General features: G+C 67.3%; 13 protein-coding genes. 10 read left to right on the top strand and 3 right to left on the bottom strand.

All coding sequences use genetic code 11. The features are described from left to right. Positions 1–118 precede the first annotated feature (118 nt). From AC5P7F_RS13945 to AC5P7F_RS13915, 7 genes are all read left to right on the top strand, one after another. On the top strand, positions 119–877 hold the full coding sequence (locus tag AC5P7F_RS13945; protein ID WP_014647496.1) for an SDR family NAD(P)-dependent oxidoreductase: 759 nt from the start codon (positions 119–121) through the stop codon (positions 875–877). Between the two features lie 129 nt (positions 878–1,006). Further along, positions 1,007–1,459: an MgtC/SapB family protein gene (locus AC5P7F_RS13940; RefSeq protein WP_014647495.1), complete on the top strand. Its 453-nt coding sequence runs from the start codon at positions 1,007–1,009 to the stop codon at positions 1,457–1,459. A 223-nt stretch (positions 1,460–1,682) separates the two neighbouring features. Beyond that, positions 1,683–3,341 carry an L-lactate permease gene (gene lldP, locus AC5P7F_RS13935; RefSeq protein ID WP_481462463.1) on the top strand — a complete coding sequence of 553 codons (1,659 nt, stop codon included), beginning with the start codon at positions 1,683–1,685 and terminating at the stop codon, positions 3,339–3,341. 53 nt (positions 3,342–3,394) lie between these two features. Next, the gene (gene lldR / locus AC5P7F_RS13930) at positions 3,395–4,159 is read left to right on the top strand and encodes a transcriptional regulator LldR (RefSeq protein WP_053495068.1); all 765 of its coding nucleotides are present in this window, start codon (positions 3,395–3,397) and stop codon (positions 4,157–4,159) included. 4 nt (positions 4,160–4,163) lie between these two features. Then, positions 4,164–5,303: an FMN-dependent L-lactate dehydrogenase LldD gene (gene lldD / locus AC5P7F_RS13925; protein ID WP_075076509.1), complete on the top strand. Its 1,140-nt coding sequence runs from the start codon at positions 4,164–4,166 to the stop codon at positions 5,301–5,303. Then, positions 5,300–7,000, top strand: coding sequence for a D-lactate dehydrogenase (dld, locus tag AC5P7F_RS13920; RefSeq protein ID WP_142234898.1), 1,701 nt, complete (start codon positions 5,300–5,302; stop codon positions 6,998–7,000). The genes lldD and dld overlap by 4 nt, the downstream gene beginning before the upstream one ends. Before the next feature lie 111 nt (positions 7,001–7,111). After that, positions 7,112–7,996, top strand: a complete 885-nt coding sequence (locus AC5P7F_RS13915; RefSeq protein WP_032957700.1) for a hypothetical protein — start codon at positions 7,112–7,114, stop codon at positions 7,994–7,996. 69 nt (positions 7,997–8,065) lie between these two features. Here AC5P7F_RS13915 and AC5P7F_RS13910 read toward each other — a convergent pair whose 3' ends face one another. Then, positions 8,066–8,362 carry a hypothetical protein gene (locus tag AC5P7F_RS13910; protein ID WP_014037553.1) on the bottom strand — a complete coding sequence of 99 codons (297 nt, stop codon included), beginning with the start codon at positions 8,360–8,362 and terminating at the stop codon, positions 8,066–8,068. A 169-nt stretch (positions 8,363–8,531) separates the two neighbouring features. Between AC5P7F_RS13910 and AC5P7F_RS13905 the strand changes: the two genes are divergently transcribed. Then, positions 8,532–9,191, top strand: coding sequence for a decarboxylase (locus AC5P7F_RS13905; RefSeq protein ID WP_142234897.1), 660 nt, complete (start codon positions 8,532–8,534; stop codon positions 9,189–9,191). 68 nt (positions 9,192–9,259) lie between these two features. After that, the gene (locus AC5P7F_RS13900) at positions 9,260–10,039 is read left to right on the top strand and encodes a CDP-diacylglycerol diphosphatase (RefSeq protein ID WP_046431172.1); all 780 of its coding nucleotides are present in this window, start codon (positions 9,260–9,262) and stop codon (positions 10,037–10,039) included. Here AC5P7F_RS13900 and AC5P7F_RS13895 read toward each other — a convergent pair. Next, positions 10,036–10,671, bottom strand: a complete 636-nt coding sequence (locus tag AC5P7F_RS13895; RefSeq protein WP_164077366.1) for a GNAT family N-acetyltransferase — start codon at positions 10,669–10,671, stop codon at positions 10,036–10,038. The genes AC5P7F_RS13900 and AC5P7F_RS13895 overlap by 4 nt on opposite strands. 179 nt (positions 10,672–10,850) lie before the next feature. Between AC5P7F_RS13895 and AC5P7F_RS13890 the strand changes: the two genes are divergently transcribed. Continuing rightward, complete coding sequence (locus AC5P7F_RS13890; RefSeq protein ID WP_164077367.1) at positions 10,851–13,577, top strand: TonB-dependent receptor domain-containing protein; 2,727 nt, start codon at positions 10,851–10,853, stop codon at positions 13,575–13,577. An 80-nt stretch (positions 13,578–13,657) separates the two neighbouring features. Here the strand turns inward: AC5P7F_RS13890 and AC5P7F_RS13885 are convergent, their stop codons facing one another. Then, positions 13,658–14,299, bottom strand: a complete 642-nt coding sequence (locus tag AC5P7F_RS13885) for a hypothetical protein (RefSeq protein WP_197639986.1) — start codon at positions 14,297–14,299, stop codon at positions 13,658–13,660. Positions 14,300–14,384 lie beyond the last annotated feature (85 nt).

The following is a 14,384-nucleotide window of genomic DNA, read 5'->3' as shown; positions in this document are numbered from 1 at the left end:
CATTGCTGGAACGATCATCCGCGGACAGGCTGTTGGTCTGCTCGTCACAGCGGCCGGCGTAAGGTGATGGATTGGCGGCCGCGCGCCGCATCGCTCCCCCCACCGATGGAGAATGCAGATGATTGATTACCAGCTGACCGGCAAGACCGCGATCGTGACCGGCGGCGTGTCGGGCATCGGCCTGGCCGTGGCACAGACGCTGGCCGCATCCGGTGCCCGTATTTCGGTCTGGGACCTCAAGCAGGATGCGGTGGATGCCACCGTGGCGCAGTTGCGCAGCACCGGCGCACAGGCCATCGGCATCGCGCTGGACGTCACCGACGATGCAGCGGTGGAGGCGGCGGTGCAGCGCACGGTCAAGGAACTTGACGGCCTGCACGTGGCGGTCAACAACGCCGGTATCGGCGGGCCGGCGGCCAGCAGCGGCGACTATCCGATCGAGGGCTGGCAGCGGGTCATCGACGTCAACCTCACCAGTGTGTTCCTGTGCCAGCGGGCGCAGATCCAGGCAATGCGGGCCGCTGGAACCGGCGGCAGCATCATCAACATGGCCTCGATCCTGGGCCAGGTGGGCTATGCCGGTTCCACCGCTTACGCGGCGGCCAAGCACGGCGTGGTCGGGCTGACCCAGACCGCCGCGTGGGAACATGCGGCCGACGGCATCCGTGTCAACGCGGTGGGTCCGGGTTTCATCAGCACACCGCTGCTGGAGAAGATGGACCCGAAGGTGCGCGCCACGCTGGAAGGACGGCACGCGCTGAAGCGGCTGGGCACGGCCGAGGAAGTGGCGGCATTGGTGGCCTGGTTGGCCAGCGACGACGCCTCGTTTGCGACCGGCGCGTACTACGCCATCGATGGTGGCTACCTGGCGCAGTGATGCGTTGAACGCAGGGTGCGGTGCCGCCGGGTGTCGCCCGGCGCTACCGGGTGAACGGACTGTGGCGTGGCCTTCACCTCTGTGCCACGGGGGCCACGCGACGCTCCGGGAAAACCCCGGAGCTTGACCATGGAACTCACCCAGGATGTCTCGATCCTGCTGCGCGTAGCCGCAGCGATGCTGTTTGGCGGCGTGCTCGGCGTCGAGCGCGAGATGGGCAAGCACGCCGCTGGCCTGCGTACGCACATGCTGATCGCGGGGGCCGCTGCGCTGATCGTCGGCCTCGGCGACTCGGTGGCCGAGCATTTCCAGCAGGAGCGCTACCGCGACCTGCTGCAGGTCGATCCGGTGCGCCTGATCGAAGCGGTGGTGGCCTGTGTCGGCTTCGTTGCCGCTGGCACCATCCTGCGTGGGTCACGCGAGGACCAGGTCAGCGGCCTGACCACGGCCAGCTCGCTGATCATGGCAGCGGCCATCGGGATTGCGGTGGGGATCAGCAAGTACGTGATCGCCATCGGGGTGAGCGTGCTGTGCGTGCTGGTGCTGGCGGTGATGCGGCGGTTGGAGAAAAGGATTCCGTAGGGAAGGTCTAGTTGCCGGCCAGCGGCCGCCACTACCATGAGAGCCGTAATGGTCGGACCAATATGAAGTCTAGCCCTATGGTCTAATAGGCACTTCGTCGGAGCGGCGGTTAAATCCGCTGCAAGTGGTCTGATCGAAATCATTATTGGTACGATCAATAGTCGACAGCCACGGCGACCCACCGCCTGCGGTGGAGCACATCCCGCCCCAGTCGAGAGCCTTCATGCAGCCCTGGCAACACCTGTACGACCCCGCCGGCAACCTGTGGTTGTCCAGCCTGATCGCGCTGCTGCCGATCGCGTTCTTCTTCGTTGCCCTTGCGGTGCTGCGCATGAAGGGCTGGCTGGCCGGCACGATCACCGTGGCCATCGCGCTTGGCGTGGCCCTGTTGTTCTACCGCATGCCGTTGAGCCAGGCGCTGGGCGCGGCCGGTTTCGGCTTCGTCTACGGCCTGTGGCCGATCGCCTGGATCATCATCGGCGCGGTGTTCCTCTACAAGGTCTCGGTCAAGACCGGTCAGTTCGACATCATCCGCGCCTCGATCCTGTCGGTGACCGAAGACCAGCGCCTGCAGATGCTGATGGTCGGTTTCGCGTTTGGTGCCTTCCTGGAAGGCGCGGCCGGCTTCGGTGCGCCGGTGGCGATCACGGCGGCGCTGCTGGTCGGGCTGGGCTTCAAGCCGCTGTATGCCGCCGGCCTGTGCCTGATCGTCAACACTGCGCCGGTGGCGTTCGGTGCGATGGGCATTCCGATCATCGTGGCCGGGCAGGTCACCGGCCTGGATGCATTCGAGATCGGCCAGATGGCCGGCCGCCAGCTGCCGTTCCTGACTGTGATCGTGCTGTTCTGGATCATGGCCATCATGGATGGCTGGCGTGGCATCAGGGAAACCTGGCCGGCGGTGCTGGTGGCCGGTGGCTCGTTCGCCATCGCGCAGTACCTCACCTCGAACTTCATCGGCCCGGAGCTGCCGGACATCACCGCCTCGCTGGCGTCGCTGGTGTGCCTGACCCTGTTCCTGCGCCGCTGGAAGCCGGCACGGATCTTCCGCTTCGATACCGAAACCAGCGCCGAGGCGGCCGCGCAGGCACTGGAGGCACCACGCTACAGCGTCGGCCAGATCGCCAAGGCGTGGTCGCCGTTCCTGATCCTCACCGCGATGGTCACGCTGTGGAGCATCAGGCCGTTCAAGTCGCTGTTCGCGGCAGGCGGCCCGTTGGAAGGCTGGGTGCTCAAGCTCCCGGTGCCGGGCCTGGACCAGAGGGTGCAGAAGATGCCGCCGATCGTCGACGCGCCGCTCAGCTATGAGGCGATCTACAAATTCGACTGGTTCTCGGCCACCGGCACCGCGATCATCCTTGCGGCGGTGATCGCGATCATCGCACTGCGCATGCAGGCCCGCTCGGCGCTGCAGACCTTCGGCGAAACCGTGCGTGAGCTGCGCATGCCGATCTACTCGATCGGCATGGTGCTCGCCTTCGCCTTCATCGCCAACTACTCGGGCCTGTCGGCAACACTGGCGCTGGCACTGGCACACACTGGCGATGCGTTCCCGTTCTTCTCGCCGTTCCTGGGCTGGCTGGGCGTGTTCCTGACCGGTTCGGATACCTCGTCCAATGCGCTGTTCTCGGCGCTGCAGGCCACCACCGCGCAGCAGATCGGCGTATCCGACGTGCTGCTGGTGGCGGCCAACACCACCGGCGGCGTTACCGGCAAGATGATCTCGCCGCAGTCGATCGCCATTGCCTGCGCGGCGGTCGGCCTGGCCGGCAAGGAGTCGGACCTGTTCCGCTTTACCGTCAAGCACAGCCTGATTTTCACCACGATGGTCGGCCTGATCACCCTGGCCCAGGCCTACTGGCTGACCTGGATGATTCCCTGAGCCATGCATGGCTGGCCGACCACCCGCTGTGCGCTTCGGGCCACAATGGCGCCATGAGCACGCAACGTATTTCGGACAGGGTGGCCGCGCAGCTGCGCGGCCTGGTGCAGGAACAGCGGCTGCGGCCGGGCGACCGGTTGCCCGCCGAGCGCACCCTGGCGGTGCAGCTGGGGGTCTCGCGCACCGCGCTGCGCGAGGCCATCGCGCAGCTGGCCAGCCAGGGCCTGCTGACCGCACGCATCGGTGGCGGCACTTACGTGGCCGAACCGGCGGCGCGCGCGCGGCAGGCGCTGGATGAACCGCTGGCGCCGTACCTGCCGCTGTTCCAGGGCGACCCGGAATACCGTTTTGACGTGCTGGAGATCCGCCACGCGCTGGAAGGTGCCACTGCCTGGCATGCGGCGCTGCGAGCCACCGATGAGGACCGTATGCGCATCGCGCAGGCCTTCCAGACCATGATGGACGCGCACGGCAAGGACGACCCCACCGGTGAAGCAGAGGCTGACGCGGCCTTCCACCTGTCCATCGCCGAGGCCTCCCACAACCTGGTGCTGCTGCAGGTGATGCGCGGCCTGTTCGAACTGCTGCAGACCAACATCTCGCAGAGCCGCGAGAAGCTCTACACCTCGGCGAGGACCTTCTCGCCCCTGTCCGACCAGCACCGCGAAATGATGGATGCGGTGCTGGCCGGCGACCCCGAACGCGCGCGCGCCGCCGCGCATGCCCACCTCGAGTTCGTGCACACCACGCTGCGCACGCTCGATGACAACGAAGCCCGGCGTGCGCGGGCCTCGCGCCTGCCTTCCCCACACGGTTGACCCCATGATCATCTCCGCCTCCACCGATTACCGTGCCGCAGCGCAACGCCGGCTGCCGCCGTTCCTGTTCCACTACATCGATGGCGGCGCGTATGCCGAGCACACGCTGAAGCGCAACGTTTCCGACCTGTCCGACATCGCGCTGCGCCAGCGCATCCTGCGCAACATGTCCGACCTGAGCCTGGAAACCGAGCTGTTCGGCGAAACGCTGGCAATGCCGGTGGCGCTGGCGCCGGTCGGCCTGACCGGCATGTATGCCCGCCGCGGTGAAGTGCAGGCGGCGCGCGCGGCCGACAGCCGGGGCATCCCGTTCACCCTGTCCACCGTATCGGTGTGCCCGATCGAGGAAGTGGCACCGGCCATCCAGCGGCCGATGTGGTTCCAGCTGTACGTGCTGCGCGACCGTGGCTTCATGCGCAATGCGCTGGAGCGGGCACAGGCCGCCGGCGTGACCACGCTGGTGTTCACCGTGGACATGCCGGTGCCGGGCGCGCGCTACCGTGATGCACACTCCGGCATGAGCGGCCCGAATGCCTCGCTGCGCCGCATCGGCCAGGCCGTCACCCATCCGCACTGGGCGTGGGACGTCGGCCTGTTCGGCCGTCCGCATGACCTGGGCAACATCTCCACCTACCGCGGCAACCCGACCGGGCTGGAGGATTACATCGGCTGGCTGGGCAGCAACTTCGATCCGTCCATTTCGTGGAAGGACCTGGAGTGGATCCGCGAGTTCTGGAAGGGCCCGATGGTGATCAAGGGCATCCTCGACCCGGATGATGCGCGCGATGCGGTCAGGTTCGGTGCCGATGGCATCGTGGTTTCCAACCACGGTGGTCGCCAGCTGGATGGCGTGCTGTCTACCGCACGTGCATTGCCGGCCATCGCCGATGCGGTGCAGGGCGACCTGAAGATCCTCGCCGATTCGGGCATCCGTACCGGCCTGGACGTGGTGCGCATGCTGGCGCTGGGGGCCGATACCGTGCTGCTGGGGCGCGCCTTCGTCTATGCGCTGGCCGCGCAGGGCGAGGCCGGCGTGGCCAACCTGCTGGACCTGATCGCCAAGGAGATGCGCGTGGCGATGACACTGACCGGCGCGCGCCGCATCGCCGACATCGGGCGCGATTCGCTGGTCAACCTGCCATGAGTGGCCATGACGCCGTGCTGGCGCAGTTGCGCGACGCGGTCGGCAGCCGCCATGTGTTGACCGGCGACAAGGCCACGCGCCGCTTCCGTCGTGGCTACCGCTTCGGCGATGGCCCGGTGCTGGCGGTGGTGCGCCCAGGTACCTTGCTGGAACTGTGGTATGTGCTGCAGGCAGCGGTGCAGGGCGGAGCGGCGATCATCCTGCAGGCGGCCAATACCGGCCTGACCGGTGGCTCGACCCCGGATGGGGACGACTATGGGCGCCCGATCGTGCTGGTCAGCACGCTGCGCCTGACCGGCATCCAGCTGTTGAACGAGGGCCGCCAGGTGCTGTGCCTGCCCGGCGCCACGCTCGACCGCCTGGAGCAGACCCTGGCACCGCTGGGCCGCGAACCGCATTCGGTGATCGGCTCCTCCTGCATCGGCGCCTCGGTGCTGGGCGGCATCTGCAACAACTCCGGCGGCGCGCTGGTGCGCCGTGGCCCGGCCTATACCGAGCTGGCGCTGTATGCGCAGGTCGATGCGCAGGGCCAGTTGCAGCTGGTCAACCACCTCGGCATCGCGCTGGGTGATACGCCCGAGCAGATCCTGCAGCGCCTGCAGGCCGGTGACTATGCCGCTGAGGACGTGGGTGACGGCGATGGCCGCGCCGCGTCTGATCCACGCTACGCCGAGGAAGTGCGCCGGGTCGATGCCGATACGCCGGCACGCTTCAACGCCGACCCCAGCCGCCACTTCGAAGCGGCCGGTTCGGCCGGCAAGCTGGCGGTGTTCGCGGTGCGCCTGGATACCTTCGAAAAGGAGCCCGCCGAGGTCTTCTACATCGGCAGCAACCGCACCGACAGCCTCACTGCGATCCGGCGCCAGCTGCTGACCGGCTTCGAGCGCCTGCCGATTGCCGGCGAGTACATCCACCGCGATGCCTATGACATCGGCGAGCGCTACGGCAAGGACAGCTTCCTGTTGATCGACCGCCTCGGCACTTCCCGTGTGCCCGCCGCGTTCGCATTGAAGAGCCGGGTCGATGGATGGTTCGAGCGGCTGGGCCTGCGCGGGGTGACCGACCGGGTGATGCAGGTGCTGACCGGCCTGCTGCCCTCGCACCTGCCCAGGCGCATGGGTGAATTCCGCCAGCGCTACGAGCATCACCTGTTGCTGAAGGTCTCCGCACAGGACGCGGCGGCAACCGAGGCCTGGCTGCGCGGCTTCTTCGCCGATCATGAGGGTGGTTACTTCCACTGCACGGCCGATGAGGGGCGCAAGGCGTTCCTGCATCGCTTCGCGGTGGCCGGCGCGGCGGTGCGCTACCGCGAAGTGCATCGGGACCAGGTGCAGGATATCGTGGCGCTGGACATCGCCCTGCGCCGCGATGATGCCGACTGGTTCGAGCAGTTGCCGGCCGATATCGATGGCCGCCTGCTGCACAAGCTGTATTACGGGCACTTCCTGTGCCATGTGTTCCACCAGGACTACATCGCACGCAAGGGCGAAGACCCGATGGCGATCGAGCACGCGATGTGGGCGCTGCTGGACCAGCGCGGCGCCGAGTATCCGGCCGAGCACAATGTCGGCCACCTGTACCCGGCCAAGCCGGCCCTGGCCGGGTTCTATCGGCAGCTGGACCCGAGCAATACGTTCAATCCGGGCATCGGCCAGACCTCGAAGGAAAAAGGGTGGGGTGGCTGCGACTGCGGATGATGTAGAGCCGAGCCCATGCTCGGCTGCTCTTCCCGACAGACAGCCGTCGAGCATGGCTCAGCCCCACCCGGACAGCGGTTACCATCGGAATCCCGTACGCAGGAGCCGCCCATGCCCACCATCGTTGCCCGCGCGACCCTATGCGCTGCATTGCTGGCAACACCGCTGCTGGTGCTGGCGCAGTCCGCGATCCTGCCGCAGCAGCGCGACGCCGCCGGCAACGTGATGGAGCCGCTGGGGCAGGTGCTGGAACAGGGAGGGCAGGGCGAAGCACGCATGCAGTACTGCACCCTCGATCGTGCCTGGTGCGTGCGTGTGCAGCCGGTGGCCGAGGACGGCGATCGGCCGACGACGCTGGAAGTCTCTGAACGGGAGGCCGGCGAAAGCGAGCCGCACGTCTACCACGTCAGCATCGACGTGCCGCAGGAAAGCGAGCTTTCGCTGTGGCCGTGGATCGTGCGGCTTGCGCCTGGCGTTGGCAGCGATGAGGCAGTGAGCGACCCGCGGCAGCGCGCCCGCCAGAACGTGCTGGTGGGCGGTATCGTCAAATTCAGCACGATGTACTCAGGCGGTGGTGCCGACGCGTCCACGCTGCAGCTGGCGCGCGTGCGTCACCTGCAGGATGACATCCAGGTGGACGACGACGTGCTGACCCTGCCATGGCTGGGCAACGCGATGATCCGCGCCTGTTTCAGCGAGCAGGACATGAAGCAGCGCGCCGGTGCCTGCCACGACGAGTACGGGTTCTCGGCAAGGCTGGCGCTGGATACCGCCGCCGGGGGCATGCCGGTGCTGCGCTACCAGACGGTGGCGACGCGGTTCCCGGCCGGTGTCTCACGCTTCGAGGATTCGCTGGCCAAGGGGCCGTTGAAGAAGAAGGACCTGCGCACCGAGCAGGACCCGGCGTGCAGCTACACGCGGTTGTTCCGCTTCAGTGATGGGGTGTTCCACCCCGACCAGGCGCTGCCGGACTGCGCGGGGTATACCGAGCCCTGAGCTGTAGAGCCGAGCCTGCGCTCGGCTGTCACGGAAGCGCAGCCGGGCATGGGCTCGGCTCTACAGCGCCTACTCGCAGCGGGTGGCGGTGATGATGTTGTCCTTGTCCACGTACACACGCAGGCGGTCGTGGCGGATGTCCTTGGTGGTGATGGTGTTGGGGCCGATCGGGTTGACCAGGCCGGCACCGCTTTCGCTGGACAGGCGGCGGATGTTGGGCTCATTGGCAGGCTGGCCGATTGCCCAGCCCAGCTGGCTGGCGTCGCAGTGGCCGGTACCCTTGACCTGCGGACCGGGGGTGCTGACGCAGGCCGACAGCAGCAGGGCCGACGCGGGTAGCAACAGGGACAGACGGAAGGCGGACATGCAGCGCTCCTGCGCAGGGAAGATGGGCGGAACGATAGCACCCGGCGCGCGAAAGGCGTCAGCGCCCCGGTCATTGCCGGCACGGCGTAGCCACTGCATAGTGGGAGGGATGACTGGCATCGCGCCAGCGGGCAGGCCGGGCCATTCCGGTGCAGGTGCTGGATACGGTATGACGGCAGACAGTTTCCGCGACAAGCGCAGGGCGATGACGGTACTTGCAGTATCGGTGCTGGCCGTGGCGTGTGCCGCCACTGCCGCCGAGCCAGTGCCGGCCGCAGCCGCGGAAACGCCGGTGTTCGGCGCGTGGCGCAACCTTCAGACCGAGGCCGGCTACGCGCCGGCCCAGCGCAATCTGGCCTTCGCCATGCTGCCGCAGGCGGCGACCCGCGGCGACCGTTTCGCCGTCCTCGACCGTGAAGGCAAGCGGGCGGTGTGTTGCCTGCAGGTGGCCAGCCCGTCGCTGGGCGTGGCCGCGCTGCGCGAGCAGTACCACCTGCCGCAGGCCTGGGTGACCGACCTGAGCAATGGCCGCAGCCCGGCGCGTCCTTATCTGCCGCATGTCTATGCGATGCAGCGTGTGGACGAACTGGCAGACTACGGCTTCGCCGATGTGCCCGGGGCCTACAGCGACCTGGGTGGGCTGCTGATCCCCGAGGGCGCCGCCCTGGAGGACGATGGCAGTGCCGTCCTGCTGGGCGACAACCGTTATTCCGTGCATTTCCAGCGCCAGCCGCACGCCGATGATGATGGCGCGCTGGACCGCTACACCCTGCAGGGCGGCGACGGCGAGGCCCCGTTCGTGGTTGAAGTGCCGTTCGGCACCTACTGACTGCAGCACTGCACTGGCTAGAATGCAGCGCGGCGCCGTCTGCCGTGCCTGTTCCGTGAGTTGCTGCCGTGTCCCTGCGCCCTTTGCTGCTGTCGTCCCTGCTGCTGTTGTCCGCCTGCGCCAGCGCGCCACCTCCACCGCCGGCCCATTCCGATGCGCTGTGGCGCTTGATCGAGCGTGACTGCAAGGCGGTGGAAGGACCGCGTGGCAGTTGCCTGCGGGTGGAGACGGCGGCCGACCGCCGCGACGTGCTGGTCAAGGATGCGCACGGTGACTACCAGTTCCTGCTGATGCCGCTGGACAAGGTCAGTGGCATCGAGAGCCACGGCCTGTACCAGCGTGGGGTACCCAACTATTTTGCGGCCGCCTGGCAGGCGCGCGGGCATACCGAACAGGCCCTGGGCCGGCCGCTGCCGCGCAGCGTGGCCAGCCTGGCACTGAATTCGCCGCACGGTCGCTCGCAGCACCAGCTGCATATCCATGTCGACTGCCTGCGCGCGGATGTGCTGCAGGCACTGGATGCACATGCCGGTGCGCTCGGTCCGCGCTGGTCACCGTTTCCGGTGCCGCTGCGCGGGCATCAGTACCAGGCCTATCTGCTGCCCGGTGCAGAACTGACCGCCAATCCGCTCAATCTGCTGGCCTATGGCCTGAGCGGCGTGGGCGATGTGGGCCAGTGGAGCCTGGTGGTGGCCGGGCGCGGCGAGGTGCAGGGCGGCCCCGGCTTCATCCTGCTGGCTACCCGCGTGGATGCCGCCAGCGGCAACGATGCCAGCGGCGAGGAACTACAGGACCATGCCTGCACGGTCTTGACCGGTGCCGGTGCGGCACTGGAGCGGGTGCGCTAGCCGATCGGCTGCTGGCAGCTGCGCCAGGCCGACGCGGTCAGCGCCAGCAGCTGACGGTCATGCCATCCCTGCGCGTCCAGATGGTAGTCGCGCAGGATCCCTTCGCGGATGAACCCATGGGCCTGCAGCGCCTGGGCAAACGGGCTGGTGCAGCCTGGCGGCAGCAGCACGAAGAGGCGGTGCAGGCCGACATCGTCGAACAGGAACGGGCACAGTGCCCGCAGTGCCGCCTGCGGATGGGGGTGCCGGTGCTGCAGCGATTGCAGCTCGGCGCAGCGCGAGTGCAGCGACTGCAGGCGGATATGCAGCTGGTCGTGCAGTACGCCCTGCACGTCGTCGAACACACCCAGCACCAGCAGGTCGTTGTCTTCCTGCAGGCGTGAACGATAGACGCTGGCGAGGAACCGCGCCTCTTCATCAATGCCGTAGGACGGCCGTTGGCCGCGCTGGCGACGGTCGTCGAAGGCACGCCAGCGTGGCAGGTCGGCGCGCTGGAACGAACGCAGGGTGATGGGCGTGGCCTGGAGGTGGAGCAAGTGGCGGCGCAGGACGGGTCGCAGTGGGGCGAAGTGGGTGGAAGGGGCGCTGTTGGTCATCCCGGCACGATGCGCATCACCGACGCGCCAGGCCATGCAATTCATTGCAAAAGTGGGGTGGTGCCGTAAACGCGTCTGATTCGGTTCAGGCATAAGCCCATCAGGGCTGGTCATTTCCGTTGAAACCACCCATTCAGGACACTTTCGTTACGGGATCGTTATGTGTCGTACCGGCTGCGGCTCCCGTACCACCCGCCCACTCCCCCAGGAAGCCCATGTCCGCCTCCCACAAGGCGATGCGCCCGCGTCCGCTGGTGCTCGCGCTGTCGTCCCTGATGCTGGCCTCGCTGCCGGCCTTCGCGCAGGAAAGCGCGCCCACCACATTGCAGGAAGTGAAGGTCACCGGCTCGCGCATTCCACGTGCCAGTGTCGAGGGACCCTCGCCGGTGACGGTGATCAGCCGCGAGCAGATCGACGCACAGGGCTACCGTAATGCCTTCGACGCCCTCAGCGCGCTGACCGAGAACACCGGCAACGTGCAGGGCGAGGATTTCGGCAATACGTTCACGCCGGCCGCCAACACCATCAATCTGCGCGGGCTGGGTCCGAACCGCACGCTGGTGCTGGTCAACGGCCGTCGCCAGGCCGACTACCCGCTGGCCTACGAAGGCTCGGTGAACGTTGTCAACCTGGCCAACATTCCCAGCGCCCTGATCGAACGCATCGAAGTGCTGGCTGCCGGTGCGTCGGCGGTGTACGGCTCCGACGCCATTGCCGGTGTGGTCAACATCATCCTCAAGGACCGCTTTGAAGGCGTGGACGTGAACGTGCGCGCCGGCGGCACCCAGCAGGGCGGCGGTGACAACCAGCGCGTGCAGGTGGTGGGCGGCAGTTCCGGCGAGCGCTGGGACGGCCTGTTCGGTTTCGAGTTCGACGTGCGCAAGGCGATCCACGCGCGCCAGCGCGACTTCATGGATTCGCTGGACGATGACCCGGCCGGCAAGGCGCCGCAGGCGACCGCGATCGCCTATCGGCGCAATGCTGCCACCGGCCGCAACATCGATCCGGGCGTCAACGGCTGCGACGCCGCGTCGGACATCTATGGCGGCAGCGTGTTCCGTGCCAACAACCCGCGACAGGGCTGGTACTGCGGCAGCAACGAGGCCGCCGCCAGCTACTGGACCGTGCAGACCCAGAAGCGCAATCTCAACGGCTACGGTCTGCTGACCTTCCACGTCAACGAGAGCACCGACCTGTTCGCCGATGTCGCCGTGGGCAGCGCGCGGATCTACAACAACACGCGTGCACCGACCTGGACCTCGGCCCGCAACTACTTCTACAACCAGACCACCGGCAACCTGGAAAGCTGGTACCGCCGCTTCGCGCCGGAGGAAATCGGCGGCCTGCCGCGCAATGCCAACCGCTTCCTGGAAAACTCGTGGTCGTTCAACGTCGGCGCACGTGGCCAGATCGGCGACAGCGGTTGGGATTACGAAGCGGTCTACAGCCGCTCGCGTTACGAGAACCGCACCCGCCGACCGGTGCTGCTGGCCGGCATCAACGAATACCTGCTCGGTCCGAAGCTGGGCGTACGCAATGGCGTTGAGGTCTATGCGCCCGACCCGGCACGCCTGTTCAAACCATTGACCCCGGGCGAATACGAGGGCCTGTCCGGCTACCAGGAAAGCCGCAATGCGGCGTGGCTGCAGACCTTCAGCGCCAGCGTCAACGGCCGTTTGTTCGCGCTGCCCGGTGGCGACGCTGCATTGGCGGCGGTGGTCGAGGCCGGCAGCCAGGGCTACCGCAACCGCCCGGACCCGCGACTGGGCACAGGCGAGTTCTGGAACACCAGCGCCGGTATCGGTGCCGGCGGTGATCGTGACCGCTATGCGGCCGGCGTGGAGCTGCAGTTGCCGTTGCTGAAATCGCTGACCACGACGCTGGCCGGTCGCTATGACCAGTATCGCGCCGGTGGCGAGCACATCGGCAAGGCGACCTGGAGCTTCGGCGTCGAGTTCCGCCCGATCGAGAGCCTGTTGATCCGCGGCTCTGCTGCGACCAGCTTCCGTGCGCCGGACATGAACTACGTGTTCGCGACCGAGACCCGCGGCTACAACCCGGGCATGACCGACTACTGGCGCTGCCGCACCGCAGGCCAGTCGTACGACAACTGCGACTACAACGGCCTGTCGATCGACTACAGCAACCGCGCCAACGCGCAGCTGCAGCCGGAAACCGCTAAATCCTATGGTTTCGGCGTGGTCTGGTCGCCGCTGTCCGGCCTGGATTTCAGTGCCGACTACTACGACATCCGCATCGACAACGAGGTCACCAGCCTCGATACCAGCCGCATCCTGCGCGACGAAGCCGATTGCCGCCTGGGCCGCACGCTGGGTGGCGAAGCGCGCGATATCGGTTCACCGCTGTGCCAGGACGCGCTGTCGCGGGTGATCCGCAACCCGTCCACTGCAACCGTGCAGCCGGACCAGGTGACCCGCGTGCTGATCAATCCGATCAACGCGGCCTCCGAATCGGTGCGTGGCCTGGACCTGAAGGGTAACTGGCGTTTCGATGCCGGCCGCTATGGCCGCTTCACTACGCGCCTGGCCTATACCGTGGTGCTGGAGCACAAGTACCGGCAGTTCTCCGATGATCCGGAGCGTGACATCCGCAATTCGCTGGATGACTACCAGTGGCGCAGCAAGGCCAATGGCAGCATCACCTGGAACCAGGGTGACTGGACCACCACGCTGTACGGCAACCGTTTCGGTTCACTGCCGAAGACCGATGGCAGTGGCCGCATCGCGCCGTACATGACCTACAACGCCAGCGTGTTCCGCCAGTTCGGCGAGAACCTGTCGGTGGGCGTGATCGTCAACAACCTGCGTGACAGCCGCCCGCCGGCGGACAGGAACGGTGGCGGCTGGCCGTTCTATCCGGTTGGCAACTACGACCCGTATGGCCGCCAGTACTGGCTGCAGCTGGACTACCGGTTCCGCTGATCCGGCTGGCAAACAGAAGGCCCGGCAATGCCAGGCCTTCTGCTGTGTCGATGTCCGCTGTGATGGCGGGCGCCGGTGGCCTAGGGCAGTGCCTGCTGCAGGTACGACTCGATGACGTAGCTGAAGGGCTGCTGCTGGCGATCGCGCAGCAGGGCGCGCACTTCCAGGATCACGCCGCGGTCGCCTTCGCCACGCGGTGGCCAGAAGGTCTGGTCAGCCAGTGTCTGGCGCTGGAAGCCGAGCGGGCCAACCACGCGGCCAAAGGGTTCGTCGGTGCTGTCCAGCACCTGGTTCATGGCCGGGCTGAGATGGTCCGGCAGGTACCAGTTGTCGGCCTCGGAGAGCACGCGGCTGCCACAGACCAGCTGCACGCGGCGGTAGCGAAGGGCGGTGCCGGGTTTCGCACCCAGTGCCTGCAGCACGTCGGCCGGTGCTGTCTTGTCCTGGCCGTGTACACGCACCGCGCGCACCCGCGCCTGTTCGGCCAGGCCGTGTTCGGCGCACCAGTGTTCCAGGGTGGCGGTGGCGCTCTGCCCGGAAAGCACATGCTGGTGCAGCCGCTCGACCAGCGCAGCCGGGGCGATGCGCTGTTGGCCAGGCGGCGCCTGCAACGGCGCGGTGGCGGCCGCATCAGTGGCGGACAGGCTGGCCATCGGGGCAGCAGCCAGCAAAGACGCGGCCTGCCAGCGGCGGAGACGATCGTGGCGGTCGGACGGGCCCATGCGGCATCACAACGGAAACAGGCGCCTATGGTACCCGTTCAGGCGTGTGCACGGCGTGGCTGCGAGCCGCCGTCGCGGCGGCATT

The organism is Stenotrophomonas sp. YJH_SMC_105-26, from assembly GCF_059368915.1.
This window is presented reverse-complemented; position numbering and strand designations above follow the sequence as displayed.

What these genes read in the sequence shown, in the direction of transcription:
- lldP (WP_481462463.1), top strand. Translation starts at nt 1,683, where the DNA reads ATGCAGCCCTGGCAACACCTGTACGACCCCGCCGGCAACCTGTGGTTG.
- AC5P7F_RS13910 (WP_014037553.1), bottom strand. Translation starts at nt 8,362, where the DNA reads ATGTCCGCCTTCCGTCTGTCCCTGTTGCTACCCGCGTCGGCCCTGCTG.
- AC5P7F_RS13905 (WP_142234897.1), top strand. Translation starts at nt 8,532, where the DNA reads ATGACGGCAGACAGTTTCCGCGACAAGCGCAGGGCGATGACGGTACTT.
- AC5P7F_RS13890 (WP_164077367.1), top strand. Translation starts at nt 10,851, where the DNA reads ATGTCCGCCTCCCACAAGGCGATGCGCCCGCGTCCGCTGGTGCTCGCG.
- AC5P7F_RS13940 (WP_014647495.1), top strand. Translation starts at nt 1,007, where the DNA reads ATGGAACTCACCCAGGATGTCTCGATCCTGCTGCGCGTAGCCGCAGCG.
- lldD (WP_075076509.1), top strand. Translation starts at nt 4,164, where the DNA reads ATGATCATCTCCGCCTCCACCGATTACCGTGCCGCAGCGCAACGCCGG.
- AC5P7F_RS13885 (WP_197639986.1), bottom strand. Translation starts at nt 14,299, where the DNA reads ATGGGCCCGTCCGACCGCCACGATCGTCTCCGCCGCTGGCAGGCCGCG.
- lldR (WP_053495068.1), top strand. Translation starts at nt 3,395, where the DNA reads ATGAGCACGCAACGTATTTCGGACAGGGTGGCCGCGCAGCTGCGCGGC.
- AC5P7F_RS13895 (WP_164077366.1), bottom strand. Translation starts at nt 10,671, where the DNA reads ATGGCCTGGCGCGTCGGTGATGCGCATCGTGCCGGGATGACCAACAGC.
- AC5P7F_RS13945 (WP_014647496.1), top strand. Translation starts at nt 119, where the DNA reads ATGATTGATTACCAGCTGACCGGCAAGACCGCGATCGTGACCGGCGGC.
- dld (WP_142234898.1), top strand. Translation starts at nt 5,300, where the DNA reads ATGAGTGGCCATGACGCCGTGCTGGCGCAGTTGCGCGACGCGGTCGGC.
- AC5P7F_RS13915 (WP_032957700.1), top strand. Translation starts at nt 7,112, where the DNA reads ATGCCCACCATCGTTGCCCGCGCGACCCTATGCGCTGCATTGCTGGCA.